The sequence below is a fragment of the Citrobacter sp. RHBSTW-00859 genome, assembly GCF_013729795.1.
In the GTDB taxonomy this organism is placed as follows: domain Bacteria; phylum Pseudomonadota; class Gammaproteobacteria; order Enterobacterales; family Enterobacteriaceae; genus Citrobacter; species Citrobacter braakii.
In genome coordinates this window covers 1,668,147-1,681,925 of sequence record NZ_CP056284.1, presented here as the reverse complement: position 1 = coordinate 1,681,925, position 13,779 = coordinate 1,668,147, and the positions used below count along the sequence as shown (strand labels likewise).

Below are 13,779 nucleotides of genomic sequence, written 5' to 3'. Positions count from 1 at the left end.
CATTAATAGAGTGCGGTTAAGGTAGCGGTAAATGTCCGGCGTCGCAATGCCCTCTCTTTACGGGAATATGATACACCGCTCTGAAACCATTGTCTTAACCCGTGATAATCATCGTTTGCCTGAAAAACACTGCACGGATGTCAGAATGCGCGACCTGAGATGGCTGGCTCGTCGGTTATACCCACGACGATTACGCAACCAAATGATCATGATGGCCATCCTGATGGTCATCATTCCGACGATATCTATAGGTTATATCGTAGAAACTGAAGGCCGTTCAGCAGTCTTATCTGAAAAAGAGAAAAAACTGTCATCGGTGATAACCCTGCTAAACGATGCGCTGGGCGACCGCTTTAGTCACTACCCAAATTTGCCGCGTGAAGCACGCATTCGCGCGCTTAATCAAGAGTTGGCCCCCATCACCGAGCGCATTACGCAAGCGTTTCCCGGCATTGGCGCCGGGTATTATCACAAAGCGCTGGATGCCATTATCACCTACGCCCCCTCCGCGCTTTACCAAGGCAACGTAGGTATCACCATCACCGAGGATCATCCCGGACGCGAAGTGATGAGTAGCAACGCGCCTGTGGTCTATTCCGGGCGACAGGTTCGCGGCGACATACTCAACTCAATGATCCCAATAGCGCGCCAGGGAGAGGTTATTGGGTATATCTGGGCCAATGAGCTCACCGAAGATATCCGCCAGCAGGCCTGGAGAATGGATGTCAGGATTATTGCCGTACTGGTTGCCGGGCTCATCTGTAGCCTGCTGCTCATCGTGCACTTCTCACGTCGACTCAGTGCGAATATCGACATCATCACTGATGGGCTTTCCACGCTGGCACAAAAAACCCCTACCCGACTGCCTGAACTCCCCGGCGAGTTAGGACAAATCAGCCGTAGCGTCAATGCGCTGGCACAAACGCTACGGGAAACCAAAACCCTTAACGATCTGATCATTGAAAATGCCGCAGATGGCGTGATCGCCATCGACAGGCAAGGCGACGTTACCACCATGAACCCGGCGGCAGAACAGATAACGGGCTACACGCTGCATGAGCTGGTCGGACAGCCCTATGCGACACTCTTTGCCAATACGCAGTTTTATAGCCCGGTACTGGACACCCTTGAGCACGGTACTGAACATGTGGCCCAGGAGATTAGCTTTCCAGGACGTGAACGCACCATTGAGATCAGTGTAACCACCAGTCGGATCCATAACGCACACGGCGAGCTGATTGGCGCGCTGGTTATTTTCTCCGATTTAACCGCCCGTAAAGAGACCCAGCGTCGGCTGGCGCAAACCGAAAGGCTTGCCACCCTGGGTGAGCTGATGGCCGGCGTCGCGCATGAAGTGCGAAACCCGCTGACCGCAATTCGTGGCTACGTCCAGATCATCCGCCAGCAAACCTCGCTGCCGGAACATCAGGAATATTTATCTGTTGTGCTGAATGAAATTGATTCCATCAATAAAGTTATTCAGCAACTGTTAGATTTCTCACGCCCACGACAAAGCCAGTGGCAACAGATTCGGCTCAATGCGCTCATTGAAGAGACGCTAATCCTGGTGCAAACCGCTGGCCTGCAGGCACGGATCGCCTTTACAACGGAATTAGATCCCAACCTGCCGCCGATCGTCGCCGATCGCGAGCTTCTCAAACAGGTGATCCTCAATATTTTAATCAATGCGGTACAGGCGATCGCTGCGCGAGGCGAAATTCGCATCCGTACCTGGCAATACTCGGCCTCGCAACAGGCCGTGATGATTGAAGATAATGGCAACGGTATCGATCTCGCCATACAGAAGAAAATATTCGATCCCTTTTTTACGACAAAAGCATCAGGCACCGGTCTTGGACTGGCGCTGAGCCAGCGCATCATCAACGCGCATCAGGGGGATATCCACGTAACCAGCCAGCCTGGCTGCGGGGCGATATTCACTCTGATTTTACCTCTTAACCCGCAGGGAAATCCGTCAGAATGAAAACGACCTATCGTATTCTCATCGTTGATGATGAAGAAAATGTTCGCCGTATGCTTGCCACCGCATTTTCCCTGCAAGGGCATGAGACACATTGCGCCAGCGACGGGAAAGCCGCGCTGAGCCTGTTTAGCGAAACGCAGCCAGACGTGGTGCTGATGGACATTCGCATGCCGGAGATGGACGGTATCGACGCGCTGAAAGTTATGCGCACGCAGCAACCACGGATCCCCGTCATTCTGATGACCGCTTACGCTGAAGTAGAAACCGCAGTAGAAGCTTTACGTAGCGGCGCATTCGACTACGTGATTAAGCCCTTTGATCTCGACGAGCTAAGCATGGTGATTCAACGCGCATTGCAACTGCAGGAGATGAAACAGGAAATCCGCAATCTGCATAAAGCGTTGACCACCAGCTGGCAGTGGGGACACATTCTGACCACCAGCCCGCGTATGATGGATATCTGTAAAGACACGGCGAAAATCGCCCTCTCCCAGGCAAACGTGTTGATTAGCGGTGAAAGCGGCACAGGAAAAGAGCTGATCGCCCGCGCCATTCACTACAACAGCAAACGCGCCAATGGCCCCTTTATCAAAATTAACTGCGCGGCCCTGCCGGAGTCGTTGTTGGAAAGCGAGCTATTTGGTCACGAAAAAGGCGCGTTTACCGGGGCACAGACATTACGCCAGGGATTGTTCGAACGCGCTCATCAGGGAACTTTATTGCTTGATGAAATTGGCGAGATGCCGCTGGTGCTGCAGGCTAAGCTGCTGCGCATTTTGCAGGAGAGGGAGTTTGAACGCATCGGCGGGCACCAGACCATTCGCGTTGACATTCGAATCGTCGCCGCCACCAACCGCTGTCTGCAAACGATGGTGAAGGAAGGAACGTTTCGCGAAGACCTGTTTTACCGGCTCAACGTTATCCATCTGACTTTGCCGCCCTTACGCGAGCGTCGTGAAGATATTGCCTTATTAGCAAACCACTTTTTACAAAAATTCAGCTCTGAAAATCAGCGGGATATTATCGAAATCGACCCGACGGCGATGTCGATCCTCACCGCCTGGCCCTGGCCCGGTAACATTCGCGAACTGTCAAACGTCATCGAACGTGCAGTCGTTATGAATACCGGTGCGGTGATCTTTGCCGACGATCTCCCCGACCCGTTGCGCAACCCGGTGAGCGCCACAACAGAAACAAAACCGACTTACTCCGGGGAACGCAATCTGAAAGAAGAGATTAAACGTGAGGAAAAACGAATTATCCTCGAAGTCCTCGACAATCAGGACGGCAATCGCACCCGCACGGCGCTGATGCTGGGAATTAGCCGTCGCGCTTTAATGTATAAATTACAAGAGTACGGCATCGACCCATCGGGTTCCTGATACGCAAGTTTGCTATGCAGAATTTTGCACACTGCGCAAAATTCTGCATAACCCCTCGTGGTCTCCTTTCACCAAGACCACAAAAATAAACCAATAAATTCAATCAACTAAACATTAATACGTTTCTTTAGTCATTCTGGCACCCTGCTTGCAATTCCCTGAGCGTACCCAAAATGGAGTATGCAAAAAGGGAAACATAATGAAAACAAAACTGATTACCTTACAAGACGCTGCGGGCTTCTTTCGTGACGGCATGACCATCATGGTCGGTGGTTTTATGGGCGTTGGCACACCACCTCGTCTGGTTGAAGCCCTGCTGGAGTCCGGCGTCAGAGATCTGACGCTGATTGCTAACGATACCGCCTTTGTCGATACCGGTATCGGCCCCCTGATCGTCAATGGGCGGGTGAGCAAAGTGATTGCCTCGCACATTGGTACAAACCCGGAAACCGGTCGTCGCATGATTGCCGGCGAGATGGATGTACAGCTGGTTCCGCAAGGTACCCTGATCGAGCAGATTCGTTGCGGCGGCGCGGGTCTTGGCGGCTTTCTGACCCCCACTGGCGTTGGCACCATCGTGGAAGAAGGCAAGCAAACCATGACGCTTGAGGGTAAAACCTGGCTGCTTGAACGCCCATTACGCGCCGATTTAGCGCTTATTCGCGCCCACCGCTCTGACATGCTTGGCAACCTCACCTACCAGCTCAGCGCCCGTAACTTTAACCCTCTGATTGCCCTCGCCGCTGATATCACGCTGGTCGAACCGGACGAAATGGTTGAAACAGGGGAGCTGCAGCCTGACCAGATTGTGACCCCCGCCGCCGTTATCGACCATATCGTCATTCCACAGGAGAGCTAATCATGGATGCTAAACAACGTATTGCGCGCCGGGTGGCGCAAGAACTTCGCGATGGCGATATCGTCAACTTAGGTATCGGCCTGCCAACGATGGTAGCTAACTATTTACCTGCTGATATTCACATTACGCTGCAATCTGAGAACGGTTTTCTGGGACTGGGCCCAGTCACCACCGCCCATCCTGACCTGGTGAACGCGGGCGGCCAACCGTGCGGTATTTTGCCGGGCGCGGCGATGTTTGATAGCGCCATGTCGTTCGCGTTGATTCGCGGCGGTCATGTTGATGCCTGTGTGCTTGGCGGGTTGCAGGTCGATGAGCAGGCAAACCTCGCCAACTGGGTGGTTCCCGGCAAGATGGTGCCCGGCATGGGTGGCGCAATGGATCTGGTGACCGGTGCACGTAAAGTCATTATCGCCATGGAGCATTGCGCAAAAGACGGCTCAGCAAAAATCCTGCGTCAATGCACCATGCCGCTCACTGCACAGCATGCTGTGCATATGCTGGTCACCGAGCTGGCTGTATTCCGCTTTATAGATGGCAAGATGTGGCTGACTGAAATCGTCGAAGGATGCGACATCGCCACGCTATGTGAAAAAACCGAAGCACAGTTTGAAATTGCCGACGATCTGCGCATCCTGCGAGGTGACGCATGATTGGCCGCATCGCCCGCTTTATGACACGGGTAGTCAGCCGCTGGCTGCCCGACCCACTGATTTTCGCCATGTTATTAACGTTGCTGACCTTTGGCATCGCGCTGTGGTTAACGCCGCAGACCCCCATCAGCATGGTGAAATTCTGGGGTGACGGTTTCTGGAACCTGCTGGCGTTTGGTATGCAGATGGCGCTGATCATCGTAACCGGCCATGCGTTAGCCAGTTCCGGGCCGGTGAAAAGCCTGCTGCGTACGGCGGCATCAGCCGCCAAAACCCCCGCTCAGGGCGTCATGCTGGTGACTTTTTTTGGTTCAGTTGCCTGCGTTATTAACTGGGGATTTGGTCTGGTGGTCGGGGCGATGTTCGCCCGCGAAGTTGCTCGTCGGGTACCGGGTTCCGATTATCCGTTACTGATTGCCTGCGCCTACATCGGGTTCCTGACCTGGGGCGGCGGCTTCTCCGGCTCAATGCCTTTGCTGGCGGCAACGCCTGGCAACCCGGTCGAGCACGTAGCGGGCCTCATTCCTGTCGCGGATACCCTGTTCACCGGCTTCAATATTTTCATCACGCTCGGCCTGATTGTGGTGATGCCGTTTATCACCCGGATGATGACGCCAAAACCTTCAGATGTGGTGAGCATCGATCCGAAACTGTTACTGGAAGAAGCTGATTTTCAGAAGAAACTACCGCCAGATGCGCCGCCATCTGAAAAACTGGAAGAGAGCCGCATTCTGGCGCTGATCATCGGTGCATTAGGGATTGCCTATCTGGGTATCTACTTTGCCGAGAAAGGTTTCAACATCACCATCAATACCGTCAACCTGATATTTATGATTGCCGGTCTGCTGCTGCACAAAACGCCGATGGCCTATATGCGTGCCGTCAGTGCTGCCGCACGGAGTACCGCCGGGATTCTGGTGCAATTCCCCTTCTATGCCGGCATTCAGTTGATGATGGAGCACTCCGGCCTCGGTGGGCTCATTACTGAATTTTTCATCAACGTTGCCAACAAAGATACCTTCCCACTGATGACTTTCTTCAGTTCAGCCCTGATTAACTTTGCCGTGCCATCCGGCGGTGGCCATTGGGTTATTCAGGGACCGTTCGTCATGCCTGCCGCTCAGGCGCTGGGTGCCGATCTTGGCAAATCAGTCATGGCCATCGCCTACGGTGAGCAGTGGATGAACATGGCACAACCGTTCTGGGCGCTACCCGCGCTGGCCATCGCCGGTCTCGGAGTACGCGACATTATGGGCTACTGCATCACCGCCCTGCTCTTCTCCGGCGTCATTTTTGTTATTGGATTGACCTTGTTCTGACGGCAACAACTTAATTAAAGGAACTGAAAAATGAAAAACTGTGTCATCGTCAGCGCGGCACGTACCGCAATCGGCAGTTTTAACGGCGCACTGGCAACTACGGGTGCCGTCGAGCTTGGATCAACCGTCATTAGAGCCGCTCTTGAACGCGCGCACCTTGACCCACAGCGCGTGGACGAGGTGATTATGGGCAACGTGCTGCAGTCAGGACTCGGGCAAAACCCAGCGCGTCAGGCATTATTAAAAAGCGGCCTGTCCGACACCGTTTGCGGCTTTACCGTCAACAAAGTGTGCGGCTCTGGCCTGAAAAGCGTAGCGCTTGCCGCCCTCGCTATCAAGGCCGGACAAGCCCAGGCGATCGTCGCGGGTGGGATGGAAAACATGAGCCTGGCCCCCTACCTGTTAGACGCAAAAGCCCGCTGGGGCTATCGCCTCGGTGACGGGCAATTATCCGACGTGATTCTGCGCGATGGCCTGATCTGCGCCGAGCATGGTTACCACATGGGGATCACTGCAGAAAATGTTGCCAAAGAGTATGGCATCAGCCGCGAAATGCAGGATGAACTGGCTCTGCAGTCGCAGCGTAAAGCCGTTGCCGCAATCGAGTCTGGCGCATTTGAGGCTGAAATCGTGCCCGTCAGCGTGTCATCACGGAAGAAAACCATCATCGTTGAGCGTGACGAATTCCCCAAAGCTGACTCGACGACCGAAGGCCTCGCCGCATTGCGTCCAGCATTCGATAAAGCAGGAACCGTCACCGCAGGTAACGCCTCGGGGATCAACGACGGTGCAGCGGCATTAGTGATAATGGAAGAGTCCGCAGCACTGGAGGCTGGGCTGAAGCCATTGGCGCGGATCAAAGCCTGGGCCAGTGGCGGTGTAGCTCCGGCTATGATGGGGATGGGGCCGGTTCCCGCCACGCTGAAGGCACTGCAACTGAGCGGCTTACAGCTTTCTGATATCGATCTGATCGAAGCCAACGAAGCATTTGCTGCTCAGTTTCTTGCCGTTGGTAAAACGCTGGGATTTGATCCGCAAAAGGTTAACGTCAACGGTGGGGCAATTGCGCTGGGACACCCTATTGGCGCCAGCGGCGCGCGAATACTGGTGACGCTGCTGCATGCGCTACAGGCACGGGATCAAACGCTTGGACTGGCCACACTGTGCATCGGCGGCGGTCAGGGCATTGCGATGATAGTGGAGCGAATGAATTAAAAAAAAGGGCCGGATATTTCCGGCCCTTTTTATCACGTCTTAATTACTCTTCAGCGTCGTCCGCTGCATCGTCATCGCTTTCCGCTTCAGGCGCGATATCCTCGTCCCCTTCAGCAGCGCTACCGTCGATGGAGTCGAGCTCTTCATCATCAACCGGTTCAGCAACGCGTTGCAGACCCACAACGTTTTCATCTTCCGCAGTACGGATGAGGATAACGCCCTGGGTGTTACGTCCTACCACGCTGATTTCCGACACGCGAGTACGCACCAGCGTACCTGCATCGGTGATCATCATGATCTGGTCGGTATCTTCAACCTGCACTGCGCCGACAACGGAACCGTTGCGCTCGGTGACTTTGATGGAGATAACGCCCTGGGTCGCACGAGACTTGGTCGGATACTCTTCCGCCGCCGTACGTTTACCGTAGCCGTTCTGGGTAACGGTGAGGATAGCACCTTCACCGCGCGGAACGATCAGCGATACCACGCTGTCGCTTTCCGCCAGTTTGATACCGCGTACGCCGGTCGCGGTACGTCCCATCGGACGAACAGCCCCCTCTTTGAAGCGCACCACTTTACCGGCAGCAGAGAACAGCATAACTTCGTCACTACCAGACGTCAGGTCAACGCCAATCAGCTCATCGCCTTCGTTCAGGTTAACCGCAATGATACCGGCTGAACGCGGACGGCTGAACTCGGTCAGCGCTGTTTTCTTCACGGTACCGCTGGCGGTTGCCATGAAGACGTTGACGCCTTCTTCGTACTCACGTACTGGCAGAATTGCGGTGATACGTTCGTTAGCTTCCAGTGGCAGCAGGTTGACGATAGGACGTCCACGCGCACCACGGCTTGCTTCCGGCAACTGATAAACCTTCATCCAGTACAAACGACCGCGGCTGGAGAAGCAGAGGATCGTGTCATGGGTGTTGGCCACCAGCAGGCGGTCGATAAAGTCTTCTTCTTTAATTCGTGCTGCAGATTTGCCTTTACCGCCACGACGCTGCGCTTCGTAATCGGTTAACGGCTGATATTTCACGTAGCCCTGATGAGACAAGGTCACGACAACATCTTCCTGGCTAATCAGATCTTCGATGTTGATGTCAGCGCTGTTCGCGGTGATTTCGGTCCGACGTGCGTCGCCGAACTGTTCACGAATCAGCTCCATCTCTTCACGGATGACTTCCATCAGACGATCGGCGCTACCCAGAATGTGCAGCAGTTCAGCGATCTGCTCCAGCAGCTCTTTGTATTCGTCGAGCAGTTTTTCGTGCTCAAGGCCGGTCAGTTTCTGCAAACGCAGATCCAGAATGGCCTGGGCCTGCTGTTCAGTCAGGTAGTACTGACCGTCACGCACGCCAAATTCCGGTTCCAGCCATTCAGGACGTGCGGCATCATCGCCGGCACGTTCCAACATGGCAGAAACGTTACCCAGCTCCCACGAACGCGCGACCAGCGCTGCTTTCGCTTCTGCCGGGGTCGGCGCACGGCGGATCAGTTCGATGATCGGATCGATGTTCGCCAGCGCAATCGCCAGTGCTTCAAGGATGTGCGCACGGTCGCGGGCTTTACGCAGTTCAAAGATAGTACGGCGGGTTACGACTTCACGGCGGTGACGTACAAACGCAGCAATAATATCTTTCAGGTTCATGATTTTCGGCTGTCCATGGTGCAACGCAACCATGTTGATACCGAAAGAAACCTGCAGTTGGGTCTGGGAGTAGAGGTTGTTCAGAACCACTTCCCCGACTGCGTCGCGTTTCACTTCAATCACGATGCGCATACCGTCTTTGTCAGACTCGTCACGCAGCGCGCTGATACCTTCAACGCGTTTGTCTTTTACCAGCTCGGCGATTTTCTCGATCAGGCGCGCTTTGTTCACCTGATACGGAATTTCATGGACGATGATGGTTTCACGGCCAGTTTTGGCATCCGCTTCGACTTCCGCGCGTGCGCGGATGTACACTTTGCCACGGCCGGTACGGTAGGCTTCTTCAATACCACGACGACCGTTGATGATCGCGGCGGTCGGGAAGTCCGGACCCGGAATATGTTCCATCAGCCCTTCAATGCTGATGTCTTCATCGTCAATGTATGCCAGGCAGCCGTTGATCACTTCCGTCAGGTTGTGCGGCGGAATGTTGGTTGCCATACCTACCGCGATACCGGACGAGCCGTTCACCAGCAGGTTAGGAATTTTGGTTGGCATGACGTCAGGAATTTGTTCGGTGCCGTCGTAGTTATCGACGAAATCCACCGTTTCTTTTTCCAGGTCAGCCATCAGCTCATGGGCGATTTTCGACATACGGATTTCCGTATAACGCATCGCCGCTGCGGAGTCGCCATCGACAGAACCAAAGTTACCCTGACCATCTACCAGCATGTAACGCAAGGAGAATGGCTGCGCCATACGAACAATGGTGTCGTAAACGGCGATATCACCATGAGGGTGGTATTTACCGATTACGTCACCAACGACACGGGCAGATTTTTTATAGGCTTTATTCCAGTCGTTGCCCAATACGTTCATGGCGTAAAGTACGCGACGGTGAACCGGCTTCAGGCCATCTCGGACGTCCGGCAGCGCACGGCCAACAATGACCGACATCGCATAATCCAGATAGGAGCTCTTCAGCTCTTCCTCAATGTTGACCGGTGTAATTTCTCTCGCAAGGTCGCTCATCTAACCGCTATCCCTCTACTGTATCCCGGATTCAAAGGTCGCAAATTATAACACATCCGTGCAGATTCAGGTAAATGGATTCCCCCTGACAGAGGCTTTATTCATCCCGTCAGGCTGATATACTCATTTGCATCGCAAATTTAGGAGTAGAAGCCCCAATGAATGCCGAAAAACCTCCGGTAACTCACAACGTTGATCAGGAAGAAATTGCCAAGTTTGAAGCAGTCGCGTCACGCTGGTGGGATCTTGAGGGTGAATTTAAGCCACTGCACCGTATTAACCCACTGCGCCTGGGCTATATCACGGAGCGCTCAGGCGGCCTGTTTGGTAAAAAGGTACTCGACGTCGGCTGCGGCGGCGGCATTCTGGCGGAAAGCATGGCGCGCGAGGGCGCAACCGTCACCGGGTTGGACATGGGCTTTGAACCGTTACAGGTAGCAAAACTGCATGCGCTGGAGAGTGGCATCCAGGTGGAATACGTTCAAGAAACGGTTGAAGAACATGCGGAAAAACATGCGCATCAGTATGACGTTGTGACCTGCATGGAAATGCTGGAGCACGTACCGGACCCGCAGTCGGTGGTCAGGGCCTGCGCCAGACTGGTCAAACCGGGCGGCGAAGTGTTTTTCTCCACGCTTAATCGCAACGGCAAATCCTGGCTAATGGCGGTGGTCGGCGCGGAATATATTTTGCGTATGGTGCCGAAAGGTACGCATGATGTGAAAAAATTCATTAAGCCGGCTGAACTGTTAGAGTGGGTTGACCAGACCGTGCTGAAAGAGCGTCATATGACCGGCCTGCACTACAACCCGATCACCAACAGTTTTAAACTCGGCCCCGGCGTTGATGTGAACTATATGCTACACACTACCGCGCAAGCAGATTAACCTCCTCCACCCGGCCGGATAAGGCGTGCAACGCCGCAATCCGGCACCGTACCTGATAGTGCGCAGCTTTCGGGCCTGCGCATCGCCTACCAATCCTGAGTAGGATCGTCAGGGCAATTTTTGCGCCAGGTCATAAGAACTTACCTTGCCTTAGATGAAGAAATCAGCACTCGATCAAATTTTCTATTTTTTTTCTCAATTATTGACATCCTCGCCAGGCCTTATAAGACGCGCACTTAGCGATTATTACCCTTTTGCAACCTCAATTTAACCTCAAAATCAACTCTTGTACTGAAAAGAATCCCTACTAGAATACTCACCATATAGCGTCTACTTTATCAAACAACCCCTACATATAGTATTTATCCACAGACTTAGTCACAACATGACTTTGTGGATAATATGGGGGATATTTTTTCTTTCACGGACAGGTAAAAAACCACATGAATCAGAGTCTGCTGGTGACAAAGCGTGATGGTAGTACAGAGCGCATCAATCTCGACAAAATCCACCGAGTTCTGGATTGGGCGGCAGAAGGACTGAATAACGTATCGATTTCTCAGGTCGAGTTGCGCTCCCACATTCAGTTTTATGACGGTATCAAGACATCCGATATCCATGAAACAATCATCAAAGCTGCCGCCGACCTGATCTCCCGCGAGGCACCGGATTATCAGTACCTGGCTGCTCGCCTGGCGATTTTCCATCTGCGCAAAAAAGCCTACGGCGAGTTTGAACCGCCGAAACTGTTCGACCATGTCGTGAAAATGGTTGAAATGGGCAAATACGACAATCATCTGCTGGAAGACTACACGGAAGAAGAGTTCAAGCAGATGGACTCGTTCATCGTACACGACCGTGATATGACCTTCTCCTACGCTGCGGTGAAGCAGTTAGAAGGTAAATACCTGGTACAAAACCGTGTTACCGGTGAGATTTATGAAAGCGCGCAGTTCCTCTACATTCTGGTAGCGGCCTGCCTGTTCTCTAACTATCCGCGTGAAACGCGTCTGCAATACGTAAAACGTTTCTACGACGCCGTTTCTACGTTTAAAATTTCGCTGCCGACGCCGATTATGTCCGGCGTGCGCACCCCTACCCGTCAGTTCAGTTCCTGCGTACTGATCGAGTGCGGCGACAGCCTGGACTCCATCAACGCCACCTCCAGCGCGATTGTGAAATACGTTTCCCAGCGCGCCGGCATCGGTATCAACGCCGGTCGCATCCGTGCGCTGGGTAGCCCGATCCGCGGCGGTGAAGCGTTCCACACCGGTTGTATTCCGTTCTACAAGCACTTCCAGACCGCGGTAAAATCCTGCTCCCAGGGCGGCGTACGCGGCGGTGCTGCAACGCTGTTCTACCCAATGTGGCACCTGGAAGTTGAAAGCCTGCTGGTCCTGAAAAACAACCGTGGCGTCGAAGGCAACCGCGTGCGTCACATGGACTACGGCGTACAGATCAACAAACTGATGTACACCCGTCTGCTGAAGGGCGGCGACATCACGCTGTTCAGCCCGTCCGACGTTCCAGGCCTGTATGATGCGTTCTTCGCTGACCAGGACGAATTCGAACGTCTGTACACCAAATATGAAAACGACGACAGTATCCGCAAGCAACGCGTGAAAGCCGTTGAGCTGTTCTCACTGATGATGCAGGAACGTGCCTCTACCGGGCGTATCTATATTCAGAACGTTGACCACTGCAACACCCATAGCCCGTTTGATCCAATTGTCGCTCCGGTGCGCCAGTCTAACCTGTGCCTGGAAATCGCCCTGCCGACCAAACCGCTGACCGACGTTAACGACGAAAACGGCGAAATTGCGCTGTGTACGCTGTCCGCATTTAACCTCGGTGCTATCAACAGCCTGGACGAGCTGGAAGAGCTGGCCGAATTGGCGGTGCGCGCGCTGGATGCGCTGCTCGATTATCAGGATTATCCAATTCCTGCCGCCAAACGCGGCGCGATGGGTCGCCGTACGCTGGGTATTGGCGTGATCAACTACGCCTACTGGCTGGCGAAAAACGGTAAGCGTTATTCTGACGGCAGCGCGAACAACCTGACTCACAAAACCTTTGAAGCCATTCAGTATTACCTGATGAAAGCCTCTAACGAGCTGGCGAAAGAGCAAGGCGCGTGCCCGTGGTTTAACGAAACGACCTACTCCAAAGGTATTCTGCCGATCGATACCTATAAAAAAGATCTCGATGCTATTGTCAACGAGCCGCTGCATCTGGACTGGGAACAACTGCGTGAATCCATCAAGACGCACGGTCTGCGTAACTCCACGCTGTCAGCCCTGATGCCATCGGAGACCTCTTCGCAGATCTCTAACGCTACCAACGGTATTGAACCGCCGCGCGGCTATGTGAGCATCAAAGCGTCGAAAGACGGTATTCTGCGCCAGGTCGTGCCGGACTACGAACACCTGCACGACGCGTACGAACTGCTGTGGGAAATGCCGAACAACGATGGCTATCTGCAACTGGTAGGTATCATGCAGAAATTTATCGATCAGTCGATTTCCGCCAACACCAACTATGATCCGTCGCGCTTCCCATCCGGAAAAGTACCGATGCAGCAGTTGCTGAAAGACCTGCTCACCGCCTACAAATTTGGTGTCAAAACGCTGTATTATCAAAACACCCGTGACGGTGCGGAAGATTCTCAGGACGATCTGGTGCCGTCCATTCAGGACGATGGCTGCGAAAGCGGCGCATGTAAGATCTGATGAACGATGCCGGGTGGCACCAGGCTCACCCGGCCTACAGTAGCTTGGTTTGTAGGCCGGAAAGGGTGCTT

9 protein-coding genes are annotated in these 13,779 nt (G+C 53.7%); 8 read left to right on the top strand and 1 reads right to left on the bottom strand.

The window, feature by feature from the left end; genetic code table 11:
• Positions 1-145: 145 nt before the first annotated feature.
• The 6 genes from atoS (at position 146) to HV302_RS08310 (ending at position 7,412) form a co-directional block, all read left to right on the top strand.
• Positions 146-1,984: a two-component system sensor histidine kinase AtoS gene (atoS, locus tag HV302_RS08335; protein WP_142417550.1), complete on the top strand. Its 1,839-nt coding sequence runs from the start codon at positions 146-148 to the stop codon at positions 1,982-1,984.
• Entirely contained in the window at positions 1,981-3,366 is a 1,386-nt protein-coding gene (gene atoC / locus HV302_RS08330; protein ID WP_019077262.1) for an acetoacetate metabolism transcriptional regulator AtoC, read from the top strand. Before atoS ends, atoC begins: the two co-directional genes overlap by 4 nt.
• Before the next feature lie 199 nt (positions 3,367-3,565).
• Positions 3,566-4,225 (top strand): acetate CoA-transferase subunit alpha, encoded by a 660-nt coding sequence (gene atoD / locus HV302_RS08325; RefSeq protein WP_016153792.1) that lies wholly within the window; start codon positions 3,566-3,568, stop codon positions 4,223-4,225.
• Positions 4,226-4,227: 2 nt separating this feature from the next.
• Positions 4,228-4,878, top strand: coding sequence for a 3-oxoacid CoA-transferase subunit B (locus tag HV302_RS08320; RefSeq protein WP_016157021.1), 651 nt, complete (start codon positions 4,228-4,230; stop codon positions 4,876-4,878).
• On the top strand, positions 4,875-6,197 hold the full coding sequence (locus HV302_RS08315) for a TIGR00366 family protein (RefSeq protein WP_181627187.1): 1,323 nt from the start codon (positions 4,875-4,877) through the stop codon (positions 6,195-6,197). Before HV302_RS08320 ends, HV302_RS08315 begins: the two co-directional genes overlap by 4 nt.
• 30 nt (positions 6,198-6,227) lie before the next feature.
• The gene (locus HV302_RS08310) at positions 6,228-7,412 is read left to right on the top strand and encodes an acetyl-CoA C-acetyltransferase (protein ID WP_109017493.1); all 1,185 of its coding nucleotides are present in this window, start codon (positions 6,228-6,230) and stop codon (positions 7,410-7,412) included.
• 43 nt (positions 7,413-7,455) lie between these two features.
• Here the strand turns inward: HV302_RS08310 and gyrA are convergent, their stop codons facing one another.
• Entirely contained in the window at positions 7,456-10,092 is a 2,637-nt protein-coding gene (gyrA, locus tag HV302_RS08305) for a DNA topoisomerase (ATP-hydrolyzing) subunit A (RefSeq protein WP_049281471.1), read from the bottom strand.
• Positions 10,093-10,250: 158 nt separating this feature from the next.
• On the opposite strand from gyrA, the gene ubiG reads away from it, so the two are divergent.
• Both ubiG and nrdA read left to right on the top strand, forming a co-directional pair.
• Positions 10,251-10,979, top strand: a complete 729-nt coding sequence (gene ubiG, locus HV302_RS08300) for a bifunctional 2-polyprenyl-6-hydroxyphenol methylase/3-demethylubiquinol 3-O-methyltransferase UbiG (protein ID WP_016157023.1) — start codon at positions 10,251-10,253, stop codon at positions 10,977-10,979.
• Positions 10,980-11,422: 443 nt separating this feature from the next.
• Positions 11,423-13,708 (top strand): class 1a ribonucleoside-diphosphate reductase subunit alpha, encoded by a 2,286-nt coding sequence (gene nrdA, locus HV302_RS08295; RefSeq protein WP_016153798.1) that lies wholly within the window; start codon positions 11,423-11,425, stop codon positions 13,706-13,708.
• Positions 13,709-13,779 lie beyond the last annotated feature (71 nt).

What these genes read in the sequence shown, in the direction of transcription:
- atoD (WP_016153792.1), top strand. Translation starts at nt 3,566, where the DNA reads ATGAAAACAAAACTGATTACCTTACAAGACGCTGCGGGCTTCTTTCGT.
- gyrA (WP_049281471.1), bottom strand. Translation starts at nt 10,092, where the DNA reads ATGAGCGACCTTGCGAGAGAAATTACACCGGTCAACATTGAGGAAGAG.
- HV302_RS08320 (WP_016157021.1), top strand. Translation starts at nt 4,228, where the DNA reads ATGGATGCTAAACAACGTATTGCGCGCCGGGTGGCGCAAGAACTTCGC.
- HV302_RS08315 (WP_181627187.1), top strand. Translation starts at nt 4,875, where the DNA reads ATGATTGGCCGCATCGCCCGCTTTATGACACGGGTAGTCAGCCGCTGG.
- atoC (WP_019077262.1), top strand. Translation starts at nt 1,981, where the DNA reads ATGAAAACGACCTATCGTATTCTCATCGTTGATGATGAAGAAAATGTT.
- nrdA (WP_016153798.1), top strand. Translation starts at nt 11,423, where the DNA reads ATGAATCAGAGTCTGCTGGTGACAAAGCGTGATGGTAGTACAGAGCGC.
- HV302_RS08310 (WP_109017493.1), top strand. Translation starts at nt 6,228, where the DNA reads ATGAAAAACTGTGTCATCGTCAGCGCGGCACGTACCGCAATCGGCAGT.
- atoS (WP_142417550.1), top strand. Translation starts at nt 146, where the DNA reads ATGCGCGACCTGAGATGGCTGGCTCGTCGGTTATACCCACGACGATTA.
- ubiG (WP_016157023.1), top strand. Translation starts at nt 10,251, where the DNA reads ATGAATGCCGAAAAACCTCCGGTAACTCACAACGTTGATCAGGAAGAA.